We start from the raw sequence: 25,022 nt of genomic DNA, 5'->3' as shown, positions 1-25,022 counted from the left end.
CACATCGGGTGTTGTCTGCCGAGTATTGATGCATATTTGTGCGCACACAATGGCGCATGATGCAACCCCCGTGTGCAAATATGCAGACATGACTTCCGAAACGTCCATGCCCAGCGCAGATGACCTGCTCGTGCTGTTGGCGGTGGGACGCACCGGCCGCTTCAACACCGCGGCCGACGACCTCGGTGTAAATCACACCACCATCTCCCGGCGCATCACAAACCTCGAGAGAACCCTCGGCGGTCGCGTACTCGTGAAGGCCGCCGGCGGATGGGAACTCACCGAACTCGGACAGCAGGCCTTGACCGCGGCCGAGCGGGTGGAAGCCGCTGTGCACGGCCTCGTCGCCGAGCCAGGCGGCGGTGATGGCCTCAAGGGCGTGGTGCGCGTGTCGGCGACGGACGGGTTCAGTGCGTACATCGCCGCACCCGCGGGCGCGTTGATTCGCCGCCGGCACCCCGAGGTTTCCGTGGAGATCGTTGCGGTCACACGCCGGGCCTCACAGCACCGTTCGGGTCTCGACATCGAGGTGGTGGTGGGCAAACCGCAGGTGCACCGCGCCGAGGCCGTCTGGCTGGCCGATTACACCCTCGGTCTGTATGCGTCGAGGTCGTATCTCGAGCGGAAGGGCACTCCGCGGACCGTCGTCGAACTCGCCGATCATTCCCTGGTGTACTTCATCGACTCCATGCTGCAGGTCGACGAACTGGACCTGGCGCGCCGGCTTACCGTGTCGATGCGGGAGTCGGTGACCTCAACCAACGTGTTCGTCCATGTGGAGGCCACCCGCGCCGCGGCGGGGATCGGGCTGTTGCCGTGCTTCATGGCCGACCGTCACGACGACCTCGTTCGCGTGCTGCCCGGACAGGTGGAGGCGACGCTCGCGTACTGGCTCGTCGCGCGTCCCGAATCGCTCCGCAGACCCGAGGTGGCTGCAGTCGTGGCTGCCGTCCGCGAGACGGTCGAGTCGCAACGGGACGCGTTGGCCGGGCGTTGACGGTGTCACGCTAGCGTCGAGGTGTGCGCTCCGAATCTCAGCGATCCGACATTCAGACCTTCCACGTGATGGACGTGTGGAAGGCCGCCGCCGAGCGCGAACGAACCCACGGGGACGTGCTGACTCTCGCAGCGGGTCAGCCTTCGACCCCGGCGCCGAAGCCCGTGCTGAGCGCCACCCGGCAGGTCCTCGACGGACACCTGCTCGGCTATACCGAGACGTTCGGAATCCTGGGACTCCGCGACGCGATCGCCGAGTACCACTCCACCAAGTCCGGTATCGACGTCGACGCCGAGGACGTGGTGGTGACCACGGGTTCCTCCGGAGCCTTCACGTTGCTGTTCCTCGCCGCTTTCGATGCGGGCGACACCGTGGTCGTCGCTCGCCCGGGTTACCCGGCGTACCGCAATACCCTCGCCGCCCTCGGTTGCCACGTCGTCGAACTCGATTGCGGTGCCGACACCCGATTCCAGCCGACGGTCGCGATGCTCGAGGCGCTCCCCGAACCCCCGGCCGGTCTGATCGTCGCGAGTCCCGCCAACCCCACCGGAACCGTGATCGATCCCGAAGAATTGGCGGGTCTCGCTCGGTGGTGCGACGACCACGGCACCCTCCTGATATCCGACGAGATCTACCACGGCATCGGATACGGCGGGCAGACGATGACGAGCGCCTGGGAGACGTCGCGGGAATCCGTCGTCGTCGGGTCGGTGTCCAAGTACTTCTCGATGACGGGCTGGCGGCTGGGGTGGATGCTGGTACCCGCCGGGCTGAGGGGTGCCCTGCAGCGCCTGGCGTCGAACATGACAGTGTGCCCACCGGCGATTTCGCAGTACGCGGCGATCGCGGCGTTCACACCGGAGTCGCGGGCCGAACTCGATGCGCACGTCCAGCGTTACGCCGTGAACCGCGAACTGCTTCTCACGGGGCTACCGGAACTGGGTATCACCGAGCTGGCGCCCGCGGACGGTGCGTTCTACGTGTACGCCGACATCGGTCATCTCCTCGGTGGGGCCCATGGTGACACGTCGACGCAGTGGTGCTCGCGACTGCTGCAGGACACGGGTCTGGCACTGGCACCCGGCATCGACTTCGACACCGTCCACGGGGACCGGACCATCCGGCTCTCGTTCGCCGGGTCCACCGCGGAAGTGCGGGAAGCGCTGATCCGGCTGCGGCGCTGGCTCTAGCGATCGACCGAAGTCGGCCTACACTATGACCAGGATTACAGTGTTGCGGCGCACGCGGGCAAAAGGCGAAACCATGAGCGAAATCAGCAACCCAGACCCTTCCACTCCTGGCGGACTCCGCATAGGAACACTGGAGCGGGAGCAGGCCGCAACGGCACTCGCCGCACACTTTGCGGCCGGCCGCCTCGACACCGACGAGTTCGATGCCCGGGTCCGTCAGGCGTACCTCGCCAAGACCGCAGCCGACCTCGCACCTCTGTTCGCGGATCTTCCGGGCGAACAGCGCTTCGGGACCGAAGTCGAGTACGAGCCGGAGCCGAGCCGCCGGGATCCGGGACGTGAGGCCGCGGCCCTGCGCACGCTGCTGTTCGTGGTCGCGGTGCTCGCCGCGGTCCTGTGGGTGTTCGTTGTCCGCGTGCCGCCTCTCGTCTTCCTTCCCATCATCTGGCTCGTCCTCGCACGGCATCACCTCGGTCGCCGTTCGTGCCGAGCCTGGTGATTTCGCCCGGCGCAAACTTCGCGGTCTGTAGTCCAATCCGCTCTGGTGCGGCACCCCCGGCTGGCAGGATGAATTGGTGTCGACAGCGGCAACTCCCAAGGGCGAACGGCGCCGACAGGCGCTTGTCGACGCTGCCGCCGACCTGCTTCTGGAGGGCGGCTTCGAAGCGGTGCGGCACCGGTCGGTGGCCGCGCGCGCGAACCTTCCGCTCGCATCGACCACCTACTATTTCGCGTCGCTCGAAGAGCTGATCGCGAAGGCCGTCGAGTGCAACGGTGAACGCGACCTCACCGTCATGCGGGCGCGGGTAGGCGACGTCACCCACCGTCGTCGCGGTCGCGAGTCCACCGTCGACCTTCTCGTGGAACTACTCGTCGGGCCGGTACTGATCAGCGACGACAGTCGCGAACGCTTGATCTGCCGGTACGAGCGGCTCACCGCCTGCGCGCGGCGACCCGAACTACGCGAGGTTCAGCTGCGGTTGCGCGCGCAGCTCGACGACATCCTCACCGAGGCCCTGCGCCGTTCCGACCGCGACGTGCAGCAAGGACAACTGCGCCGCCTGGTCGCCACCGTGGACGGCGCCGTGGTGACTGCCCTCGGCGAGCACGACCCCGACCTTCGTGGGCTCGCCCGGGCCATGCTGCTCGACGTCGTCGACCTCGTCGCGCCGGCGCTGGACCGGCCGGACCACGTTCACCTCTAGCGCCGTCGTAAACTGAAGTCTCGTGACCCGCATCCCGAACGTCCTCGCCAACCGTTACGCCAGCCCCGAACTCGTCGAGTTGTGGTCGCCCGAGCACAAGATCGTGCTCGAACGCCAGCTGTGGCTCGCGGTGCTGCGTGCCCAGGCGGAACTCGGCATCGACGTGCCGGCCGAGGCGCTCGCCGACTACGAGCGGGTCATCGATCAGGTCGACCTCGACTCCATTGCCGCCCGCGAACGGGTCACCCGGCACGACGTGAAGGCCCGCATCGAGGAATTCAACGCACTCGCCGGTCACGAGCAGGTACACAAGGGTCTCACCAGCCGCGACCTCACCGAGAACGTCGAACAGCTGCAGATCCTGCGGTCGCTCGAGCACGTGTACGCACACGGTGTCGCGGTGGCCGCACGGCTGTCCGAGCGTGCCGCCGAGTACAGCGGCCTCGTCATGGCCGGTCGTTCGCACAACGTGGCGGCGCAGGCCACCACCCTCGGCAAGCGCTTCGCCTCCGCCGCCGACGAACTGCTCGTCGCCCTGACCCGGCTACGGGAACTGATCGACCGTTACCCGCTGCGCGGCATCAAGGGTCCGATGGGCACCGCGCAGGACATGCTCGACCTTCTCGACGGCGACGCCACCAATCTCGACACCCTCGAGCGGAAGGTGGCGCAGCACCTCGGTTTCGCTCACGTCTTCACCAGTGTCGGGCAGGTCTACCCGCGGTCGCTCGACCACGACGTGCTGTCCACGCTGGTCCAGGTCGCCGCCGGGCCGTCCTCCTTCGCTCACACCATCCGCCTGATGGCCGGGCACGAACTGGTCACCGAGGGTTTCCAGCCCGGCCAGGTCGGGTCCTCCGCGATGCCGCACAAGATGAACACCCGCTCCTGCGAACGTGTCAACGGACTGCAGGTCGTCCTCCGCGGCTACGCGTCGATGGCCGCGGAACTCGCAGGCGCCCAATGGAACGAAGGCGACGTGTTCTGCTCCGTGGTGCGCCGGGTCGCCCTGCCGGACGCATTCTTCGCCATCGACGGACTGATCGAAACGTTCCTCACCGTGCTCGCCGAATTCGGCGCCTACCCAGCCGTCATCGAGAAGGAACTCACCCGGTACCTGCCGTTCCTCGCCACCACCAAGGTCCTCATGGCGCTGGTGCGGGCCGGTGTCGGCCGCGAAACCGCGCACGAGGTCATCAAGGAACACGCCGTCGCCGTCGCACTGGCCATGCGCGAGCAGGGCAAGGAACCCGACCTCCTCGACCGGCTCGCCGCCGACGACCGGCTGCCCCTCGACCGGGCAGCCCTAGACGAGGCGCTCGCCGACAAGAAGGTGTTCATCGGCGCGGCCGAAGCTCAGGTGGCCGCAGTGGTGACCGAGGTACAGAAGCTCGTCGACGCCAACCCCGAGGCGGCTGCCTACCAGCCGTCCCCGATCCTGTAGGCGGCTTCGCCGCCCGTGAGTGGTTAACGAGTGCAGGGACTCGTCAACCACTCACAAGCACCGGAGGTGCCTACCCCATGAACTGCACTTTCTGCGAAATTGTCGCCGGTCGCGCCGAAGCGAGCGTCGTGTACGACAACGACGAGGTGATGGCGTTCATGGACATCCGGCCGTGGACCCCCGGACACCTGCTGGTGGTTCCCAAGCGGCACGCCACCGGACTGTCCGACCTCGACCCGGCCGATGGTGCCGCAGTGTTCACCGCCGGACAGCGGATCGCTACCTCGTTGCGGCACGGGTCGTTACGCGCCCATGGAGTCAACCTCTTCCTGGCCGACGGAATCGCCGCCGGTCAGGAGGTGTTCCATGTTCACCTCCACGTCGTTCCCCGCACGAACGGTGACGGTTTCGGGCTGCGCGGAATGCCGACGTCGCCCAGCCGGATGGCGCTGGAGCAGACTGCCGGCGTCATCCGATCGTCGCTTACCTGACCTGCGCCGAGTCGAACCGGACTTCGCCGGTGGCCCCGTTCGGGTCGAAGCGGCGTTCGGTGATGTCGTAGGTGCCGTCCGAGCGGACACGGAGGACGGTCGACGCCCGGGTGCCGTACTCGCCGTAGTGGATGAAACGCGACGACAGTGCCCGTTCGAGGTCCGGCCCGACCCCGGTGTCGGGCAGCGACTCCCACGCTGCCGGCTCGCTGTGGACGAGGACGGCGAAGTACGCCTCGAGGTCGGCGTCCGGCTTACCGTCGTCGGCGGCGAGGGCGGCGCCGAACAGGCGTGTGCCCTCGGTGACCTTCGGCCATGGGGTGTCGAGTTCGGCGTTGGACAACCCGTGGATGCCGGGTTCGACACGGTGCCGGCGGCCGTGCGGCCGGTTGGTGGACCACCACAGTTCCTCCCGGTCGGCGACGAGCAGGTTGAAGCTGCCGTACGCACTGCCGTCTGCGGCGACGCTGTCGGCATGAAAGGCCGCCGAGTCCTCGGAGACGAGGAAGTCGACGGGCAGCCGCCCGCGGGACAACGCCCCGGCTGCAGGGGACCCATCGCGGACGTTGGTCACGGCCGCGAACCGTAATCCGTCACTGATTCCCATCCAGGTGCCGCCCGCGAGGAGGTCCCGGCCGGCGACGAAACCCTCGTCCCAACGGTGCAGCGGTTCGGTGGGGCGGGCGTAGAACTCGTCGCGGTTGGCTGCCACGACCAAGGGAAGGTCGGGGTGGGTATGCCATGCGAACAGGACCAGACACATGTCTCGACAGTAGTGCGCGCTGGACCCCGAAGTAGTTCCAGCACGTTGTGACAACACCTGCCATCGAGAAGCGAGGCAATACGACAGCGGATACCTACGGTGTCACGAGCGTCTTCTCGAGGGCTCGGCGCAGTTCGGACTTGCTGATCTTGCCCACGCCTGTGACCGGGAAGTGTTCGACGAACATCACCTTGTCGGGGACCTTGTACTCGGCGAGGCCGCGGCCGCGCACGAACTTCTTGAGTTCTCCTTGCGTCGGTTGTTCGCCGAGGACGACGACGAAGGCGCAGGTGCGTTCGCCGAGGTAGGGATCGGGCATCGACACCACTGCGACGTCGGCGACGCGGGGATGTGCCAGGAGGTGGTTCTCGACCTCTTCTGCGGCTACTTTCTCGCCACCACGGTTGATTTGATCCTTGGCCCTGCCTTCGACGACGAGGTATCCGTCGTCGGTGAGGCGAACGATGTCACCGGTGCGGTAGAAACCGTCGTCGGTGAACGCCGTCGAATTGTGTTCGGGTGCTCGGTAATAACCGCGAATGGTGTACGGGCCGCGGGTGAGCAGGTGACCGGAGGTGGCGGCGGGAACGGGTACGTCGTGGTCGTCGACGACGAGCACCTCGTCGTCGGGGCTGATCGGCCTGCCCTGCGTGGAGACGAGGATACTCTCCGGGTCGTCGAGTCTGGTGTAGTTGACGAGGCCCTCCGCCATACCGAACACCTGCTGCACTGTGCATCCCAGTTCGGGCCGCACCCGCTTGGCCGCCTCGGCGCTGAATTTTGCGCCACCGACCTGTAACACCTCGAGACTCGACAGGTCGCGTTCGGTGCGGGCGGCGGCGGCCAACCATGCCAGTGCCAGCGGTGGGACGAGCGACGCCATGGTGATGCCTTCACGCTCGATGAGGGCGAAGGCCGTGTCGGGACTGGGATCCGGTGCCAGCACTACGCGACCGCCTGCGTGCAGGACACCGAGGATGCCGGGCGAGCTCATCGGAAAGTTGTGTGCAGCAGGCAGAACTACGAGCATGCGGGTGTGCTCGTCGACGCCACAGATGCGAGCCGATTCACGCACCGAGTACAGGTAGTCGGCGTGCGTGCGAGGAATCAGTTTCGACACCCCGGTGGTGCCACCCGACAGTTGCAGGAAGGCCACCGACTCCGCGTCGACCGGCGACTCGATGGTGATCGGCGCCGAACCCCGCAGATCGTCGAGCGCAACGAATTCCTGCGCGTCTCCGGCGACGATCACCGTCGGCGGCTGTTCCGAAGACGACACCACCTGGCGGGCCAGGGCGCGGTAATCGAAACCGGCGTGCCGGTCGGTGACGATGTATGCCGCCGCGTCGGTGAAGCTGCAGAAGTAGGAGACCTCGTGCTCGCGGTGCGCGGGCAACGCGAACACGGGCAACGCGCCGAGGCGAAAGAGCGCGAAGACCACTTCCACGTACTCGACGATGTTCGGCAACTGCACGACGACCCGATCACCGGGGTGGATGCCCGACTCGAGAAGCCCGGCCGCCAATCGACCGGCGCGGTCGGTGAGTTGGCGGTAGGTGAGGCTCGTTTCGCCTCCGGTGGCGTCCGGCCCTACCACCGCAACTGCATCCTCGAACTCCGCTGCGCGTGCGCCGAGAAACTGCTGGAACGTCTCGTCCGTCCAGTAACCGGCCTGCCGATACCGCTCGGCGAAGGAGGCGGGATATCCGGTGGTGTCGGAGAGGGGAGCGCGCAGGCTCGTGGTCATCGAAAGTCCTTTCGCAACTTGCTGTTCGGTCTCACGCCCGGAGGGTGGCGCCCCCGTCGACATACAGGGCCTGCATGGTGATGTGCCGCGCGCGATCGGAGAGCAGGAATTCGACGGAATCGGCGATGTCAGCGGCGTCCGCGATCCGGCCCAGGGGGATGCCGACCTTGAACGATGCGAGATCGCCGTCGATCGCGGCGCGGGCCCCCTGGTCGTCGGCGGGGTCGGACCACAGCGACCGCTGCATGGCGGTGTCGGTCGAACCCGGTGCCACGATGTTGGCGCGGATTCCGTACTCGGCCAATTCGAGTCCGAGGACCCGGACGATCATCGCGACTGCGGCCTTGGATGCGCCGTACGCGCCCATTCCTGTGCGCGGCACGCCGGCAGCATTGGAGCCCACCACGACAATCGAACCCTTTCTGCGCTGGCGCATTTCGATTCCGACGGCCCTCAGCACGTTGACCAGTCCGGTGACGTTGACGTCGAAGACGCGTTGCCAGCTCGCGGGATCGGCGTCGAGTATCGAACCGGTTTCGAGTATTCCGGCCACGTGCGCGAGTGCGGTGACGGGGCCGTGCCGGTCCTCGATGCGTCGTACGGATTCTGTGACGGCGTGGGAGTCGCGGATGTCGACGACCTCGGTGTCGAGTGGCGACCGGTCCAGGAGGGTGGCAGTGCTGTGCAACCCGTCACCGTCGCGGTCGATTATCACCAGGCGATGACCTCGCCGGGACAGAGTGACGGCGGTGGCCTGCCCGATACCGTGGGCCGCGCCGACGACGAGGGTGACTCCGTCGCTCACAGCTCCACTCCCAAACCGGCCAGGATCGTCCCCAACTTCGTTGTCGTCTCGGCGAGTTCGTGGTGAGGATCGGATGCGGCGATGATGCCACCGCCCGCGTGCGCGACGATCGTGGTGCCCCGGGCGTCGATCTCGGCGCACCGGATTCCGACCATCCATTCGCCGTCCCCGTCGGAGTCGGTCCAGCCCACCGCTCCGGCGTAGAAGCCGCGGTCGCCCTCGAGTTCGGCAATCAGCCGGCGTGCGGCGTCGGTAGGAGTGCCACAGACGGCGGGTGTCGGGTGCACCGCTACGGCGAGGTCGAGGGCTGTAATTGAGCGGTCCCGCAACCGACCCGAGACGGGTGTGCCGAGGTGCCAGAGCTGAGGGGTGCGGGTGAGGGACGGACTGTCGGGGATCTCGAGTTCGGTGCACAGCGGTGCGAGGATCGCCCGGAGCGCGTCGACGACCAGCGCGTGTTCACGCAGATTCTTCTCGGACGCGGCGAGACCTTCGCCTGACCGACGATCCGACCCGGGGTCGCTGCGGCGCGGTGCGGAACCGGCCAGGGGGTGGCAGCTCACCACGTCTCCTCGGCGCCGGATCAGCACCTCGGGACTCGAACCGACGAGGTGCTTTCCCGACCAGGCGCTTCCAGCCGCGCCCAGAGCGACGCTGAAACCGTTGCCGCCCTGGTCGTGTGCGACCAGTCGGGCGAGCAATGCATGGGGGTGCAGACGTTCGTCCGCGTGCAGTGTGAGTGACCGGGCGAGGACCACCTTCTCCAGAGTGTTGTCCGCCGAACGCAATTCGCGTAGCGCGGCTTCCACCCGGGCGACGTGCTCGGCCTCCGCGGGGATCGCTGATCCGATCCGGATGCGCGGGATCCCGCCGTACTCGCCGTTCCAGCTCCCGGGTTCGTGGCTCAGCGACTGCGGCGTGACGAGTGCGGCCGGGTGTTCGGGGTCGAAGGGGAGTGCGCCGACTACCGCGGTGGCACGGCCGTCGCGCAGCGCCTCGGCCGCCGCGAGGGTGGAGTCGTACTGCGCGCGGATTCCCACGGCCACGACCGTGCCGTGGGGGCGGGAAAGGATGAACGGTGTGCTCGACGGTGAATCCGTTCCGATGTGGGCGGATTCGGCGACTGCCGTCGATTCCATGTGTGATCCCCTCTCGATAACCGGCGAACTCACGTCAGACTATATGGTTAGCCTAACCTTTGGTTCGGTGTCGATTGCGATGCTGGTCAACGTCACCCGCACGCGGCGGGGAGGGCGGGCTTCTGCAACGAGGGGCCCGACGCGACCGTCATTCGCCGGCGGGCGGCGCGGCACTCGGCGCAGGCGCAGCGGCGGACTTCTTCGGCATCGCCACGGCGGCGAGCACGAGAATCACGGCGGCGCCGAGGGCGGCTACGAAGACCAGGTGCAGGGCGTCGGCGAGATCGGCGCGGGCGGGGTCCTCGGTGCCGCCGAGGTGGGCGTTGACGAGGGCTCCGAAGAGGGCGACCCCGACGGCGCTGCCGATGGACCGGGCGAACATGTTGGTGGACGTGACGACACCGCGCTCCGACCAGTCGACGCTGGCCTGCGCGGCGATGAGGGTGGGGCTGGCGACGAGGCCCATCCCGCCGCCGATGACGAAGCAGCAGAGCGCGACCTGCCACACCGCCGACTCGATGGACAGGACGGTCGTGAGGGCGGTGCCCGCGACGACCAGCAGGCTGCCCGCCGTGGCCGTGACCCGGAAACCGAAGCGCAGGTACACACGCCCGGACAGCGACGCGGCGATCGGCCAGCCGATGGTCAGGGTGGCCAGTGCGAACCCGGCCACCAACGCGCCCGTCCCGAGCACACCCTGGGCAAAGGTCGGCACATACGTGGTGAGGCCCAGGACGATGGCGCCGACCAGAAGCGAGACGACGCTACTCGCGGCGAGGACTCGTCGCGTCAACACCCACAGCGGGAGGATGGGTTCCGCGGCTCGCCGTTCCACCAGGACGAAGACGAAAAGGAACACGGAGCCGGCGGCGAAGATGCCCAGACTGACCGGCGAACTCCACGCCCATGCCTGGCCGCCTTCGAGGAGGCCCAGAATGAGGAGCGTTGCGCCCACGGCGAGCAGTCCGGCCCCCGTGTAGTCGATGGACCGGCGGGTCCGTGCCCGCTTCTCGTCGAAGTTGCGGATCAACATCACCGCGGCCAGGAGGCAGAGCGGAATGTTGACGAAGAAGATCCAGCGCCACGACAGATATTCGGAGAACACGCCGCCCAGCGTCGGTCCCACCACCGCCGACATTCCCCACACGCTCGCGAGGTAGCCCTGCGCTTTTGCACGTTCGGCGAGCGTGTAGATGTCACCGGCGATGGTCATGCTCATGGGTTGGACCGCGCCTGCCCCGAGGCCCTGCACGGCGCGGAAGGCGATGAGTGCCGGCATGCTCCAGGCGAGCCCGCAGAGGACCGACCCGAGCGCGAAGAGGCCGATCCCCAGGAGCATGACCGGTTTCCGACCGAAGATGTCGGCGAGTTTGCCGTAGATCGGCACGGACACGGCCTGGGTGAGTAGGTAGATGGAGAACAGCCAGGGGAACTGGGTGAATCCACCGAGATCGCCGACGATGGTGAAGACCGCGGTCGAGATGATGGTGGCGTCAAGGGCGACCAGGGAGGTCGTGAGCATCAGCGCCACGAGTACCGGACCCCGCTCCGACCGGAACCCCACATCGACGGGCGCTGTGTCGGTTGTCATAGCTCACCTGATTCGTACCTGGGATCACATCGTGTCGTAATCCACGGTAACGACCTGGCTCGGGAGAGTGCTCCGTGCGGTCGGCTCAGGGGCCTGACCTCACGGTAGAGCGCAACGATCGACCCCGGAACGCTGTGAGGGCCGCAAGGTCAGCGCCCGGGGTGTCCGGCAGGACCGATAGGCTGGCTCACCGTGCGCCCCTCACTCGATTCCTACGCCCATCTGGCCGGTGGCAAGGTCCGCGACCTCTACACGATCGACGACGAGCACCTGCTGTTGGTCGCGAGCGATCGGATCTCCGCCTACGACCACGTTCTCGGTACCACGATTCCGGACAAGGGCCGGGTACTCACCGCGATGAGTGTCTTCTTCTTCGGCGTGCTCGGGGGAAGCAACCATCTGGCGGGTGAGCCCGACGACAGTCGCATCCCCGAGGAGGTCCTCGGCCGCGCGCTTGTGGTGCGCAAGCTCGAGATGGTTCCGATCGAGTGTGTCGCCCGCGGTTACCTCACCGGTTCCGGCCTGATCGACTACAACGAGACCGGTTCGGTGTGCGGGGTGGCCCTGCCCGAGGGGTTGGTGGAGGCCAGCCGACTCCCTGATCCGATCTTCACCCCGGCCAGCAAGGCGGAACTGGGGGAGCACGACGAGAACATCACTTTCGACCTCGTGGTCGACAAGGTCGGTCAAGACCTGGCGATCAAGCTGCGGGACGACACCCTGGACATCTACGGCAGAGCAGCCAACTTCGCCGCCGACCGTGGGATCATTCTCGCCGACACCAAGCTCGAGTTCGGCCTCGACAAGAAGGGCAACCTCGTGCTTGCCGACGAGGTCCTCACGCCCGACTCGTCCCGCTATTGGCCCGCCGACGGGTACGAGGCCGGGAAGGTGCAGCCGAGCTTCGACAAGCAGTTCGTCCGTAACTGGCTCACCAGCCCCGAGTCGGGCTGGGACCGCGCGTCCGACACACCGCCGCCGCCGCTTCCCGCGGAGATCGTGGCGGCGACGCGGCAACGCTACATCGACGCGTACGAGCGCATTTCGGGATTGTCGTTCGCGGAGTGGGTGGGCTGAGCGATGACCACCGAGAACAAGGTTTTGACCCCGCCCGTTGCCAAGAAGGTTCCCACCGAGCGGGTCCATCACGGACACACCTTCGTCGACGAGTACGAATGGCTGCGCGACAAGGAAGACGCGGAGGTGATCGCCCACCTCGAAGCCGAGAATGCGTACACCGAGCAGGAGACTGCCCACCTGGCTCCCTTGCGCGACCAAATCTTTTCGGAGATCAAATCCCGGACACAGGAAACCGACATGTCGGTGCCCACCCGGATGGGGGAGTACTGGTACTACGCCCGGACCATCGAGGGTAAGCAGTACGGCGTGCAGTGCCGGACACCGATCGCGGGTCCCGACGACTGGACGCCGCCGGAGCTCACCCCTGGGGTCGAACTCCCCGGTGAGCAGATCCTGCTCGACGGCAACGCGGAGGCCGAGGGTCACGACTTCTTCTCCGTCGGAGCCTTCTCCCTCAGTCACGACGGCACGCTGCTCGCGTACTCGGTGGACGTGGTCGGCGACGAGCGCTACACGCTCCGGTTCAAGAACCTCGTCACCGGCGAATTGCTGCCCGACGAGATCACCGGCACCGCACCGGGAGTTACCTGGGCGATCGACCACCGGCATGTCTTCTACCTCACGGTCGACGAGTCCTGGCGCCCCGACACCGTGTGGCGTCACCGGCTCGGCACCGCCCGCGAGGAGGACGTCGCCGTCTTCCGGGAGCCCGACGAGCGGTTCTGGGTTTCCGTCGGATCCACCCGCAGTGAGAAGTACCTGATGATCTGGGTGGGTTCCAAGATCACCAGCGAAGCCCGGGTCCTGGAATCGGCGAACCCCGAAGGTGAGTTCCGGGTAATTCTTCCGCGGCGCGAAGGCGTCGAATACGGCGTCGAACATGCAGTGGTCGCGGGCGAAGATCGTTTCCTGATCATGCACAACGACGTCGTCGACGGTGAGAAGGCCGAGAATTTCGTGCTTGCCGAGGCGCCGGTGTCGGATCCGACGTCCTTGACCACTCTGATCTCGCATCGGTCGGATGTACGACTCGAGGAGGTCGACGCCTTCGCCGACCATCTGGTGCTCAGCTACCGGCGGGAAGCGTTGACCCGCTTGGCGATCTGGCCGCTCGGCCCGGAGGGGTACGGCGAGTTCACGGAGATCGTCTTCGACGAGGAACTGTTCAGCGTGGGCCTCGGCGCCAATCCGGAATGGCAGCAGCCGACTCTGCGGATGGCGTTCACCTCGTTCATCACGCCGGGGCAGGTGTACGACTACGTGTTGTCGACGGGCGAACTGGCGCTGCGGAAGTCGCAACCCGTGCTCGGGGACTTCGACGCGCGTAACTATGTGCAGCAACGTGATTGGGCCATCGCCGCCGACGGTACCCGGATTCCGCTGTCGATCGTGAGGCGTGCCGACGGTGCCCCGGACGAACCGGCGCCGACACTCCTGTACGGCTACGGCTCGTACGAGGCCAGCATGGATCCCGCGTTCTCCGTCGCACGGCTCTCGCTCCTCGATCGGGGAGTCGTATTCGTCGTCGCACACGTGCGTGGCGGCGGCGAGATGGGCCGGCATTGGTACGAGAACGGCAAGACGCTGACGAAGAAGAACACCTTCACCGATTTCGTCGACTGTGCACGTCACCTCGTGGACACCGGCCGCACCACTCCGAACCAACTCGTCGCGGACGGCGGCAGTGCCGGCGGTCTCCTGATGGGCGCAGTGGCCAACCTGGCTCCGGAACTCTTCGCAGGCATCCTCGCCAACGTTCCCTTCGTGGACCCGCTCACCTCCATCCTCGATCCGTCGCTTCCGCTGACGGTGATCGAGTGGGACGAGTGGGGTAATCCGCTCGAGAACCCCGAGGTGTACGAGTACATGCGTTCGTACAGTCCGTACGAGAACGTGGAGGCCAAGGATTATCCGGCCATCCTCGCGATCACCAGCATCAACGACACGAGGGTCCTCTACGTCGAGCCGGCGAAGTGGGTGGCCAAGCTTCGGGCCACCAAGACGGGCGACTCGCCGCTGCTTCTCAAGACCGAGATGAGCGCAGGCCACGGAGGCGTGAGCGGGCGCTACGAGAAGTGGAAGGAAGTGGCGTTCGAGTTCGCCTGGGTGCTCCACATCGTCGGGAGGGCCTGACGCCAGTTCCGCTCGACACGAGCGTCCTCGTGCCGGAACCATGGGCGAACTCGGGCCTGCCATTCGAGCGACAGGTTTAAGCTGATCGTCATCCTGGTTCCGATGCGACGAGGAGATGGCGCTCGTGACAGAGATGGCGATCGACACGGCGCTAGCGGTCGAGCATTTCGCGGCGATGCTCCGTGTCCCCACGGTGTCCACCCGGGACGACGCGAACACGGACTGGACGTTCTTCGCGCGTTTCCGGAGTCTTGTCGACGAGTTGTACCCGCTGGTGCGCGAGAATCTCGACAAGGAGATCATTGCCTCGCATTCGCTCGTGTACCACTGGGATGTCGGGGTGCCCGACAAGCCGATCGTGCTGATGGCGCACCAGGACGTCGTGCCCGCACACGACGAGGGATGGACTCATCCACCGTTCGGCGGGGTCGTGGCGGACGACGCCGTCTGGGGGCGCGGTGCCATCGACGACAAGGGCGTGCTGGTCAGCATTCTCGAAGCGGTCGAAGGGTTGCTGCGCAGTGGTGTCGTCCCGGCCCGTGACGTCTATCTAATTTTCGGCCACAACGAGGAGGTCGGAGGAGACGGTATTCCGCAGGTGGTGCACACGTTCCGGGAGCGGGGGATCGTGCCGGGTGTGGTCATCGACGAGGGCGGTGGAGTCGCCGGCGACGCGTTTCCCGGAGTCGACGCGACGCTCGCGGTCCTCGGAACTGCCGAAAAAGGGATCCTCGACCTGCAGTTGACGGCGAAGGACCCTGGTGGTCACGCGTCGATGCCGGGGAGGAAGACCGCTACCGCCCGGCTTGCCCGCGCCATCACCCGCGTCGACCACCACAAGTTCCCGGCCCGGCTCACCGAACCCACCGTCGACCTGCTCACCAACGTAGGCGTCCATGCGAAAGGTCCGCTGGGCACGGTGCTCTCCCGGACCGACACGTTCGGACCACTGTTGGCGAGGGTCCTGCCGCGCGCCGGTGCCCTGATGAACGCCATGTGCCGCACCACGGCAGTCGCTACCGTCCTGGAAGGCAGTTCCGCCAACAACGTGATGGCGGAGACGGCGCGTGCAGTGCTCGATATTCGCATACTGCCGGGCGACACCGTGAACGGCACCGTGGAACGGATACGGAAGACGATTCGCGACAACGACATACAGCTCGATGTCCTCGGCGCCACCGAACCGTCACCGGTGTCGCGGACGGACGACGAGGTGTTCGCCCGACTCCGGCAGGTGATAGCCGATACGTTTCCCGGAGCGATCGTGTCACCGTTTCTCCTGGTCGGTGCCACCGACGCCCGACACATGGCCCGGATCAGTGAGTACGTCTATCGCTTCTATCCCTTCGAGCTCGACGCCCGGAGCCGGGCGCTCATTCATTCCACGGACGAACGCCTGTCGATTACCGGGTTACGGCACGGGATCGAGTTCTTCAGCCGGCTGATCCGCGACTGGCGTTAACGTTCCGGTGCGTCGGCTCGCCGGCCGGTCGAGGTCGCGTGGGCGAGCACGTCCTCGGCCATCGCCACGAGTTCGGCGGCCACCCGATCGAGCGCCTGAGTACTGCGTTGCGCTCTCGACAGCACGAGTGCGCCTTCGATCGCGGAGATCGACATGGTGGCGACCGATTGGGCACGGGACATCCGTACGCCGTGCTGCCAGAGTGAGGCAGCGATGGTGGCCTCCCAGGAACTGAAGGCTTCACCCGCCGCATCCTTGGCGGTGGGGCATTCGCCGCCCGACAATGCGCCGGCGGCGACCGGGCATCCGGACGAGAAGTCCGTCTCCACGAGTTCCCGGCGGAACAGATCGATGATCAGGACGAGTGTCTCGACGGGGCCCTTGTTCGACAGGCTCTCGCTGATGAGAGAGCCCATCAGGCCGCCGGCCCGATGCGTGGCCTCCTCGGCCAGCTGACTCTTACCGCCGGGAAAGTGGTGGTAGATGGACCCGCGGGGCGCGTCCGCGTGCGCGACGACGTCGGCCAGCGACGTCGCGTCCACTCCCCGCTTGCGGAAGAGGGTGACGGCACTCAGCAGCATTCGGTCGCGTGCTGTCGTTCGCTTACTCATTATGTCGACCAGCATAGCTCTTCGACCCGCTGTCGGAAGTCGTACTCGAACTTCCTCCCGGGCTTTGTGGGGTAACACCGCAAACTACCCATTGACTGTAACTAGGCGTAACGCATATCCTCGCCGCAGGAAATATGCAGTTCCGCATAACAGCGACGAGGAGTCGATTCCAGTGCCACACACCACGGCGGTTCATCCAGCCGCGCCCCGAACTACCGACAGCGGCCTGAGTCGTCGAGCGCGCTACCTCGCGCTTCTCGTCATCTGCCTGGCCGAACTGCTCGTCGTTCTCGACAACACCATCGTCAACGTCGCACTGCCCTCACTCGGCGTCGAGTTGCATACCGACATCAGCGGCCTGCAGTGGGTGGTGGACGCCTACACCCTGACCTTCGCGGGCTTGCTGCTCGCGTTCGGCCACCTCGGCGACCGGTACGGGCGGCGGCGGGTGATGATGATCGGGCTGGCCGGTGTCGCCGTCATGTCCGTGGGCGGCGCGCTCGCGACCGATCTGGGGCAGGTGATCGCCGCCCGGGCCGCCATGGGTGTGTTCGCCGCCGCCGTGTTCCCGGCGACACTCGCGCTGATCATCAACATCTTCACCGATGTGAAGGAACGGGCGGTTGCCATCGCCGCCTGGACGGCAATGGCGGGAATCGCGATCGCGATCGGCCCGACCGCGGGTGGCTGGCTCCTCGAGCACTTCTCGTGGCATTCGGTGTTCTGGATCAACGTGCCGGTGGCAGTGGTCGTGCTGGTTCTCGCTCGGCTCCTGATTCCCGAGTCGAAGACCACACACGTCGGCAGGCTCAACCTCCTCGGCATCGCCTTCTCGCTGCTCAGTGTGACCACGTTGGTATGGACCATCATCGAAGCGCCGCACCAAGGATGGGTTTCGGCGATCAGCCTGTCCGGCTACGCCCTGTCGGTCGTGTTCTTCGCGGCGTTCGTGTGGTGGGAGTTGCGCACCGACTCTCCGGTCCTCAACATGCAACTCTTCCGCATCCGGCGTTTCTCGTTGCCGGCGTTGGCGATCGCGGTTGCCTACTTCAGCATGTTCGGATTCCTCTTCATGATCACCCAGTACTTCCAGGGCGTGATGGAACTGACGCCGCTGCAGTTCGGGATCCACTCGTTGCCCTTCGCCGCGGCGATCGCCGTCGGCGCCCCGCTGGCCACGCTGATCGCGCAACGGATCGGCACCACCGCAGTCATCGTGTTCGGTCTCGTCGTGATGAGTGTCGGAATGTTCATCGCCGGGCAGGTAAAGGTCGAAACCCCCTACCTGGGGGCGGTGGTCGTCTCGATGGTGTTGATGGGGCTGGGCCTGGCCATCGTGCAGGGGCCGGCCACCGAATCGATCATGTCCTCGGTGCCGCTCGAGGAGGCCGGAGCCGGTTCCGCTGTCAACGACACCACTCGTGAGGCGGGCGGCACCCTCGGCGTCGCAGTACTGGGGTCGATCGTCGCTTCGGTGTATACGACCAAGGTCGGACCGCGCATCGATGCCATCCCCGACTTCCTGATGACGCCCTACGAGAAGAGCTTTGCGCGCGAAACGGTGATCAGTGTGCTCGAAATCGTAAAGCGACCGACCGTTCCCGCGTTCGCGCAGCAGAAGGCCGACCTCGTCTACGCCATGAAGGCGGCGTCGCTGGAGGGCTTCCAACTGGCCTCCTACGTCACCGTGTCGGTCTCGCTACTCGTCGCTGTCGCGGTGGCCGTCTTCCTTCCGTGGAAGCCGGCCGCCGAATCCGTCCTGCTGGTCTGGAAAGAACCGTCCGCGAAGTAGTAGGGCCTCGAACAGAAGGAACCTCGTATGATCAACGACCCCACGGGAAAGAACATGAGCGCCGACCTGATCGACCCACTGGAGCTTCCTTGTGGTCAGCGTTTGCCCAACCGGCTGATGAAGGCGGCACTCAGTGAGGGACTCGCGAACAAGGACCACGGTCCCGACCCGCGCCTCGAACGCCTGTACACCCGCTGGGGCAGTGGCGGCTACGGACTGGTCGTCACCGGAAACGTCATGGTCGATCGCAGCCACCTGGGCGAACCGGGCAATGTGGTCCTCGACGACGACCGAGACCTCGACGGGCTACAAAAATGGGCCAAGGCCACCCAGGACGGCGGCGCACCCATCTGGATGCAGCTGAATCATCCCGGACGGCAGGCGAATCCACTCGTCACTCGCACTCGCCCCGTCGCTCCCTCGGCGGTGGCGTCGAACATCCCGGGAATGACCACACCACGTGCACTCACCGAATCGGAAATCGAGAACATCATCGATCGTTTCGCCGCGGCTGCGGGAATAGCGGAAACGGCGGGATTCGACGGTGTCGAGATACACGGTGCGCATGGATACCTGGTCTCGCAGTTCCTCTCACCGCTCTCCAATCAGCGCACCGACCGTTGGGGCGGCGATTCCGAACGGAGGATGCGGTTCGTTCTCGAAATTGTCCGTCGGATCCGGTCCGTCGTGGCACCGAGCTTCGCTGTCGGCATCAAACTGAACTCGGCAGATTTCCAGCGCGGTGGATTTACAGAAACGGAGTCACGCTCGGTGGTCGAGCAGCTGTCCTCGGAGAGCATCGACCTGATCGAAATCAGTGGCGGCAGCTACGAATCCCCGGCCATGATGGGCCGGAATGCGAGCGTATCCACCAGTACGAGGCAGCGGGAGGCCTATTTCCTCGACTACGCCGCGTCGGTGCGCAAGGCGGCGGGTGACGTACCGCTTGCGGTCACCGGCGGATTCCGGTCGCGCTCCGCCATGGCCCGTGCCGTCGATTCCGGAGTGTGCGACGTGATCGGTCTCGGCCGTCCGACGGTGACCACGCCCGACGCGGGATCGGCGCTTCTCGTGGCGGGCGGTGACCGAGTCGACGCGATCCCGGTCTCTTTCGGTCTGCGCGGCGGACTGTCCCGAATCGCAAACCTCCGGGCACTGGACGGCGCCCTGGATCTGCAATGGCACACCGACCAGCTGGAGCGGCTGGGTGCCGGCATGGACCCCGACGTCGATCGGCCGTGGTGGAAGACCGCGGCGTCGATGATCAACCGGAACGGCGTCGGCGCTCTCCGCAGCAAGCGGGGTGGCTGACGGAGGAGCACCGATACGGTTTCCTCAGCGCAACGCGTACCGAATCTGCGGTCGTCCCGCCCGGCCGTACTCCGTGTGCCGGGCGAGGACACCGTCGTCGGCCAATCGTTCGAGGTACCGCCATGCGGTCACGCGGGACACGCCGATCGCGGCGGCCACCTCGGCGGCAGTCAGGGGTCCTGCTGCGTCCCGGATGCACGCGGAGACGTGGTCGAGTGTCTGCGGAGCCACACCTTTCGGCACACTCGCGCGTTCATCGGAGGTGCGCAGGGCAGACATTGCCCGGTCGATGTCCTGCTGGCTCAACGCGTTACTGCCGGCCGGAAGCGCGTCCCGGAACTCGCGGTACCGTTCGAGTTTGTCGCGGAACGCGGCGAAGGTGAACGGCTTCAGCAGATACAACGCGATCCCGCGGGCCACTGCGGTACGCACCAACTCGAGGTCGCGGGCCGAGGTGACAGCGATGACGTCGGGGCTGGGCCGGATCCCGCTCAGCGCGGCCGCAACATCGAGACCACTCGAATCCGGCAAACCGAAGTCCAGCAAGACGAGGTCGATCGGATCCTCGGTGCTGCCGGCTTCCGCCACGGCGCGCATCGCACTGCTGCCGTCATGGACGACGGTATGCACGGAGAACCCGGGCACCCGCTCGACATACGCACGATGAGCCTCGGCGATCAGCGGCTCGTCCTCGACGATCATCACTCGAATCACGAAGCCGCTCCGGCGATCGGTATCTCGACGACGATCATCGAGCCCAGTGACGGTTCGGTGCGGATCGTTCCTCCGTGGCGTGTCACGACCTGCACGACGAGGGCGAGTCCCAGCCCACGCTGGCCGGATTTCGTGGAATAGCCACGGGTGACGGCCTTGTCGAACTCCTCCGCGGGAATGCCCGGACCACTATCCGCAACACGCACGACCATCAACGAATCCTCCTCGCATACAGTGACTTCCACCCAGGGTTCGTCGGCCGTCTGCTCCGCAGATCCGCGCGCGGCGTCGATGGCATTGTCCACGAGGTTACCCACCAGGGTGACCAGTTCCCGCGCAGTGAGCGGCGTGACGGGACCCAGTGCGGTGTCCTCGGTGACGATCAAGTCGACGCCCCGTTCCGCCGCAACGCCCACCTTGCCGAGCAGCAGCGCTGCCAGTGCCGGTTCGTGTACCGCCGTCATCAGCCGGTCGATCAGCTCCTGGGACAGGCGCAGATCATCCGTGGCGAACGCGATCGCGTCGTCGTAGCGGCCCAGTTCCACCATCGTAATGATGGTGTGCAGCCGGTTGGCCGACTCGTGGGCCTGTGAACGCAAGGACTCGGCGAACCCGCGCACCGAGTCGAGTTCACCCATCACGCTTTGCATTTCGGTGCGGTCGCGCAAGGTCAGCACCGTGCCGATGCGCTTTCCCTCCCATTCGACGGGTTCACGGCTGACGAGGAGAACGCGGTCGGTGGTCAGATGTATCTCGTCGCGCGGCTCGCCGGTGTCCGACGGGGCGGGGGCGGTGGCCGTACGCAGCGATGGTGGCAGGGCCGAAACGGGCACCGGGCCGTCGGGTAGGTCGAGTAGTCGGCGGGCCTCGTCATTCACCACCTCGGCGGTCGCGTCGTCGCCGTCGGTTCGACCGAGAACCACCAGACCCTCGCCGATCGAATGCAGAACGGCGGCGTGGTGCTCGTACATGCGGCGCAATTCGTCGGGCGCCATGCCGAGTGTCTGCCGTCGTAGACGCCTGCTGAGCAGGAACGAGCCGACCGCGGACACGCCCAGCCCGATAGCGGCGACGGCGAAGATGGTGGGCAGGCTCTTCGCCACCTGGCCGCCGATCTTCTCGCGGGTGACACCCACCGAGACGAGACCGACGATGCGGCCGCCGTCGTAGATGGGGGCCACCGCCCTGATGGACGGACCGAGCGAACCGGCGTAGGTCTCGGTGAACGTTTCCCCGGCGAGCGCACGCTCGATGTTTCCGGAGAACGTCCCACCGATGAGCTCCGGGCTGGTGTGCGTGAAACGCGTGCGGTCCGGGGCCATCACCACGATGAAGTCGGTTCCCGTGGCCGTGCGGATCCGTTCGGTCTGCGGTTGGAGAATCGCGCTGGGGTCGGGAGTGCGCAGGGCTGCGACGGTTCCGTCGGACAGGGCCAGCGCCGTGGCCACCGCCGTCACCGAACGCCGGGTGCTGTCGTCGCTGTCGCGTCGCTGATCGAGGACGGCAAGCAGAGTTCCCGCAGCAATCACCAGTGTCAAGACCACCAATTGCAGGAGGAAGAGCTGACGCGCCACGCTCATGGGCCGTCTCGGCAGTTGTCCTCGCACCGCAGCTCTCCTGAACGTAATGAACACAAACTTCTCCAACCGAGTGATCGCTTACAAGATTCTCTCCAAGACGTGATCGCGGTCACTACCCGGCTTATCGATCAGCTTGCCATTCGAACTGGAGGACCACCCCATGAGTACTGCGACAGGGAAAACGAAGAAACGCGACCGTACCCACTGGTTGTACATGGGGGTCATCGTCGCCGTGGTCGCGGGCGTACTCGTCGGATGGCTCGCGCCGGGGGCAGGCAAATCGCTCGGTGTCCTGGGCACGATGTTCGTCGACCTGATCAAGATGATGATCAGCCCGGTGATCTTCTGCACCATCGTGCTGGGAATCGGGTCGGTGAAGGCAGCGGCCAAGGTCGGGAAGGTCGGCGGGCTCGCGCTCACCTACTTCATCGGCATGTCGACCGTCGCCCTCGGCATCGGCTTGGTGGTGGGCAACCTCCTCGACCCGGGCAGCGGCCTGAACGTCAGCCCAGACACCGCCGGAACCGGTGCCCAGCTGGCCGAGAAGGCGCACGGCGCAGGCGGCACCGTCGAGTTCATCGGGTCGATCATTCCCACGTCACTGCTGTCCGCGCTCACCGAGGGCAACGTCCTGCAGACCCTGTTCGTGGCCCTGCTCGTCGGCTTCGGTCTGCAGGCGCTGGGTAAGCAGGGTGAGCCGATCCTGCGCGGGGTCGGTTACGTGCAGAAGCTCGTGTTCAAGATCCTGTCGATGATCCTGTGGCTGGCCCCGATCGGTGCATTCGGCGCAATCGCCAACGTCGTCGGACAGACCGGACTCGGCGCAGTCGTTCAGCTCGCGACCCTGATGCTGGGCTTCTACCTGACCTGCCTGATCTTCGTCTTCGGTGTTCTCGGATCGATCCTGCGCGTCGTCGCCGGAGTGTCCATCTTCAAGCTCGTCCGCTACCTGGCCCGCGAGTACCTGCTGATCTTCGCCACGTCCTCGTCCGAGTCGGCCCTGCCCCGCCTCATCGCGAAGATGGAGCACATCGGCGTCGAGCGCACCACCGTCGGCGTCGTGGTCCCGACCGGATACTCGTTCAACCTCGACGGCACCGCGATCTACCTGACCATGGCATCGATCTTCATCGCCGACGCGATGGGCCAGCCGCTGTCGCTTCCCGAGCAGCTGTCGCTGCTGCTGTTCATGATCATCGCGTCCAAGGGCGCCGCCGGGGTGAGCGGTGCAGGTCTCGCTACCCTCGCCGGTGGGCTGCAGAGCCACCGCCCCGAATTGCTCGACGGCGTCGGACTGATCGTCGGCATCGACCGGTTCATGTCCGAGGCGCGCGCCGTCACCAACTTCTCCGGCAACGCCGTCGCGACGCTGCTCGTCGGTTCGTGGACGGACACCGTCGACAACGACCGCGTCCGCACGGTCCTCGACGGGAAGCTGCCCTTCGACGAGGAGACCATGGTCGACGACGGTCACGGTGAAGTCGTCGAGCAGGAGAAGGCAACCCCTGCCCGCGAAGACGACTCCCGCGTGCTGCTCACCCACTGACACCACGAACGAACACGGAAGCGCTGTGCGCCCGGGCGGATCTCCGCTTGGGCGCACAGCGCTTGTTGTCGCTACGTTGGGTGTCATGACGACTCCTGTGCAGAACATTGCCATCAACACCCTGGGCGGCGTGCCCACCTCCCTCGGCGAATACGACGGGCGCGCAGTTCTCGTGGTGAACGTGGCCTCCAAGTGTGGGCTCACCCCCCAATACAAGACCCTCGAAAAGCTGGCGACCGATTACGCCGACCGCGGTCTCACCGTCATCGGGATTCCGTGCAACCAGTTCATGGGACAGGAGCCCGGGACTGCCGAGGAGATCGAGACGTTCTGCTCCACCACCTACGGCGTCACCTTCCCCCTGCTCGAGAAAATCGAGGTGAACGGCGAGAACCGTCATCCGCTGTACGAGGAGCTGACCAGGGCTGCCGACGCCGACGGGGAGGCGGGGGACGTGCAATGGAACTTCGAGAAGTTCCTCGTCGCACCCGACGGCACCGTCGTGAACCGGTTCCGTCCGCGCACCGAACCCGACGCCCCCGAGGTCGTCGCCGCCATCGAGGCTGTCCTGCCGAAGTAGGCCCTTCGGGCTCGTGCGCCTTTCTGGTGGCCCAGGCGACCAGAAAGGCGCACGACCTTTGCCTGGCGTTCACCTTGGGCTGTCACCCTGGAAGCCATGACCGGACAGCTGCTCGTGTCGGTGTCAGGACTTCGACAGGAAACGCGCGACTTCGCCGCCGCGTTCGCCGACGAGATGGACGCGCGGGGTGTGCCGCTGTCGCTGCTGGTCGCTCCGCGCCTGAAAGACAAATACCGCCTGGTCAACGACTCGGCGACGCAGGACTGGCTGCGTCTGCGCCGTTCCCGGGGCGACGCCGTTGTCCTGCACGGCTACGACCAAGCCGCCACCAAACGTCGTCGCGCAGAGTTCGCGGCACTCCCCGAACATGAAGCCCGACTGCGGTTGATCGCCGCCGACCGCGTGATGGAGCAGACCGGCCTGCGCACCCGGGTGTTCGCACCGCCGCGCTGGCTGGCGTCGCAGGGTGCCGTCGCGGCCCTGCCTTCCGCGGGGTTCCGCCTCCTCGCGAACATGACCGCTATCCACGACCTCGAACGGGGGTCATCCGTACGGTCGCGCGTTCTGGGCATCGGCGAGGGGTTCCGGGCGGAACCGTGGTGGTGTCGGGCGCTCGTCCACGGCTCGGGGCGCGCGGCGAAGCGCGGGGGAGTGGTCCGACTCGCGGTCACGGCCAAACAGCTGGGTACCCCCGGCCCGCGGCAGGCGCTGCTCGACGCCGTCGACCTGGCCCTTCAGTACGGCGCGGAGCCGACGGTCTACCGGTGGCAGCCGCGACATCCCCGGGTGGGCGCCGCCTGACCCGTGAGTACTTCTTAACAGCGGGCGGTTGAGAAGTACT

Annotated in this window: 22 protein-coding genes; 14 read left to right on the top strand and 8 right to left on the bottom strand. The window is 66.3% G+C overall.

Going from position 1 to position 25,022, the window contains the following annotated elements; all coding sequences use genetic code 11:
- The first annotated feature begins 88 nt into the window (after positions 1-88).
- From R4P95_RS04375 to R4P95_RS04350, 6 genes are all read left to right on the top strand, one after another.
- On the top strand, positions 89-997 hold the full coding sequence (locus R4P95_RS04375; RefSeq protein WP_159919567.1) for a LysR family transcriptional regulator: 909 nt from the start codon (positions 89-91) through the stop codon (positions 995-997).
- Between the two features lie 23 nt (positions 998-1,020).
- Positions 1,021-2,187, top strand: coding sequence for a pyridoxal phosphate-dependent aminotransferase (locus R4P95_RS04370; RefSeq protein WP_317743704.1), 1,167 nt, complete (start codon positions 1,021-1,023; stop codon positions 2,185-2,187).
- A gap of 73 nt (positions 2,188-2,260) precedes the next feature.
- On the top strand, positions 2,261-2,686 hold the full coding sequence (locus R4P95_RS04365) for a DUF1707 domain-containing protein (RefSeq protein WP_317743703.1): 426 nt from the start codon (positions 2,261-2,263) through the stop codon (positions 2,684-2,686).
- Between the two features lie 76 nt (positions 2,687-2,762).
- Complete coding sequence (locus tag R4P95_RS04360; RefSeq protein WP_213573521.1) at positions 2,763-3,392, top strand: TetR/AcrR family transcriptional regulator; 630 nt, start codon at positions 2,763-2,765, stop codon at positions 3,390-3,392.
- Between the two features lie 22 nt (positions 3,393-3,414).
- On the top strand, positions 3,415-4,836 hold the full coding sequence (gene purB / locus R4P95_RS04355; RefSeq protein ID WP_317743701.1) for an adenylosuccinate lyase: 1,422 nt from the start codon (positions 3,415-3,417) through the stop codon (positions 4,834-4,836).
- Between the two features lie 77 nt (positions 4,837-4,913).
- Entirely contained in the window at positions 4,914-5,327 is a 414-nt protein-coding gene (locus R4P95_RS04350; protein WP_317743700.1) for an HIT family protein, read from the top strand.
- Here R4P95_RS04350 and R4P95_RS04345 read toward each other — a convergent pair.
- The 5 genes from R4P95_RS04345 to R4P95_RS04325 all read right to left on the bottom strand — a co-directional run bounded on the left by R4P95_RS04345 (position 5,320) and on the right by R4P95_RS04325 (position 11,372).
- On the bottom strand, positions 5,320-6,090 hold the full coding sequence (locus R4P95_RS04345; RefSeq protein WP_317743698.1) for an NRDE family protein: 771 nt from the start codon (positions 6,088-6,090) through the stop codon (positions 5,320-5,322). The two genes, R4P95_RS04350 and R4P95_RS04345, sit on opposite strands and share 8 nt — an antisense overlap.
- A gap of 94 nt (positions 6,091-6,184) precedes the next feature.
- A complete protein-coding gene (locus R4P95_RS04340; RefSeq protein ID WP_213573514.1) occupies positions 6,185-7,837 on the bottom strand; it encodes a (2,3-dihydroxybenzoyl)adenylate synthase in 1,653 nt (550 codons plus the stop codon).
- A gap of 31 nt (positions 7,838-7,868) precedes the next feature.
- Positions 7,869-8,642: a 2,3-dihydro-2,3-dihydroxybenzoate dehydrogenase gene (locus R4P95_RS04335; protein WP_213573512.1), complete on the bottom strand. Its 774-nt coding sequence runs from the start codon at positions 8,640-8,642 to the stop codon at positions 7,869-7,871.
- Positions 8,639-9,781 (bottom strand): isochorismate synthase MenF, encoded by a 1,143-nt coding sequence (locus R4P95_RS04330; protein WP_213573510.1) that lies wholly within the window; start codon positions 9,779-9,781, stop codon positions 8,639-8,641. The genes R4P95_RS04335 and R4P95_RS04330 overlap by 4 nt, the downstream gene beginning before the upstream one ends.
- 148 nt (positions 9,782-9,929) lie before the next feature.
- Positions 9,930-11,372, bottom strand: coding sequence for an MDR family MFS transporter (locus tag R4P95_RS04325; RefSeq protein WP_317743696.1), 1,443 nt, complete (start codon positions 11,370-11,372; stop codon positions 9,930-9,932).
- 192 nt (positions 11,373-11,564) lie between these two features.
- On the opposite strand from R4P95_RS04325, the gene R4P95_RS04320 reads away from it, so the two are divergent.
- The 3 genes from R4P95_RS04320 to R4P95_RS04310 all read left to right on the top strand — a co-directional run bounded on the left by R4P95_RS04320 (position 11,565) and on the right by R4P95_RS04310 (position 16,047).
- Positions 11,565-12,449 carry a phosphoribosylaminoimidazolesuccinocarboxamide synthase gene (locus R4P95_RS04320; RefSeq protein ID WP_317743694.1) on the top strand — a complete coding sequence of 295 codons (885 nt, stop codon included), beginning with the start codon at positions 11,565-11,567 and terminating at the stop codon, positions 12,447-12,449.
- Positions 12,450-12,452: 3 nt separating this feature from the next.
- Positions 12,453-14,585: a S9 family peptidase gene (locus R4P95_RS04315; protein ID WP_213573505.1), complete on the top strand. Its 2,133-nt coding sequence runs from the start codon at positions 12,453-12,455 to the stop codon at positions 14,583-14,585.
- A 115-nt stretch (positions 14,586-14,700) separates the two neighbouring features.
- Entirely contained in the window at positions 14,701-16,047 is a 1,347-nt protein-coding gene (locus R4P95_RS04310; protein ID WP_317743693.1) for a M20/M25/M40 family metallo-hydrolase, read from the top strand.
- Here R4P95_RS04310 and R4P95_RS04305 read toward each other — a convergent pair.
- Complete coding sequence (locus tag R4P95_RS04305) at positions 16,044-16,658, bottom strand: TetR/AcrR family transcriptional regulator (protein ID WP_317743692.1); 615 nt, start codon at positions 16,656-16,658, stop codon at positions 16,044-16,046. The genes R4P95_RS04310 and R4P95_RS04305 overlap by 4 nt on opposite strands.
- Positions 16,659-16,884: 226 nt before the next feature.
- On the opposite strand from R4P95_RS04305, the gene R4P95_RS04300 reads away from it, so the two are divergent.
- Positions 16,885-18,450, top strand: a complete 1,566-nt coding sequence (locus tag R4P95_RS04300; RefSeq protein WP_317743944.1) for an MFS transporter — start codon at positions 16,885-16,887, stop codon at positions 18,448-18,450.
- 27 nt (positions 18,451-18,477) lie between these two features.
- On the top strand, positions 18,478-19,761 hold the full coding sequence (locus R4P95_RS04295) for an NADH:flavin oxidoreductase/NADH oxidase family protein (protein WP_249353999.1): 1,284 nt from the start codon (positions 18,478-18,480) through the stop codon (positions 19,759-19,761).
- 24 nt (positions 19,762-19,785) lie between these two features.
- Here R4P95_RS04295 and R4P95_RS04290 read toward each other — a convergent pair whose 3' ends face one another.
- Together R4P95_RS04290 and R4P95_RS04285 are read right to left on the bottom strand one after the other, a co-directional pair.
- Entirely contained in the window at positions 19,786-20,475 is a 690-nt protein-coding gene (locus R4P95_RS04290) for a response regulator (protein ID WP_213573499.1), read from the bottom strand.
- Positions 20,472-22,055 carry a sensor histidine kinase gene (locus tag R4P95_RS04285; protein WP_317743691.1) on the bottom strand — a complete coding sequence of 528 codons (1,584 nt, stop codon included), beginning with the start codon at positions 22,053-22,055 and terminating at the stop codon, positions 20,472-20,474. The genes R4P95_RS04290 and R4P95_RS04285 overlap by 4 nt, the downstream gene beginning before the upstream one ends.
- 160 nt (positions 22,056-22,215) lie before the next feature.
- On the opposite strand from R4P95_RS04285, the gene R4P95_RS04280 reads away from it, so the two are divergent.
- The 3 genes from R4P95_RS04280 to R4P95_RS04270 all read left to right on the top strand — a co-directional run bounded on the left by R4P95_RS04280 (position 22,216) and on the right by R4P95_RS04270 (position 24,982).
- On the top strand, positions 22,216-23,601 hold the full coding sequence (locus R4P95_RS04280; protein WP_317743690.1) for a cation:dicarboxylate symporter family transporter: 1,386 nt from the start codon (positions 22,216-22,218) through the stop codon (positions 23,599-23,601).
- Positions 23,602-23,686: 85 nt separating this feature from the next.
- On the top strand, positions 23,687-24,181 hold the full coding sequence (locus R4P95_RS04275) for a glutathione peroxidase (protein WP_317743688.1): 495 nt from the start codon (positions 23,687-23,689) through the stop codon (positions 24,179-24,181).
- Between the two features lie 96 nt (positions 24,182-24,277).
- Positions 24,278-24,982: a DUF2334 domain-containing protein gene (locus R4P95_RS04270; RefSeq protein WP_213573495.1), complete on the top strand. Its 705-nt coding sequence runs from the start codon at positions 24,278-24,280 to the stop codon at positions 24,980-24,982.
- Positions 24,983-25,022: the final 40 nt, after the last annotated feature.

It is taken from the genome of Rhodococcus sp. IEGM 27 (genome assembly GCF_033142305.1).
Lineage (GTDB): Bacteria > Actinomycetota > Actinomycetes > Mycobacteriales > Mycobacteriaceae > Rhodococcus_F > Rhodococcus_F oxybenzonivorans.
Note: the sequence above shows the minus strand (reverse complement) of the source record. Positions and strands in the feature narration are given on the sequence as shown.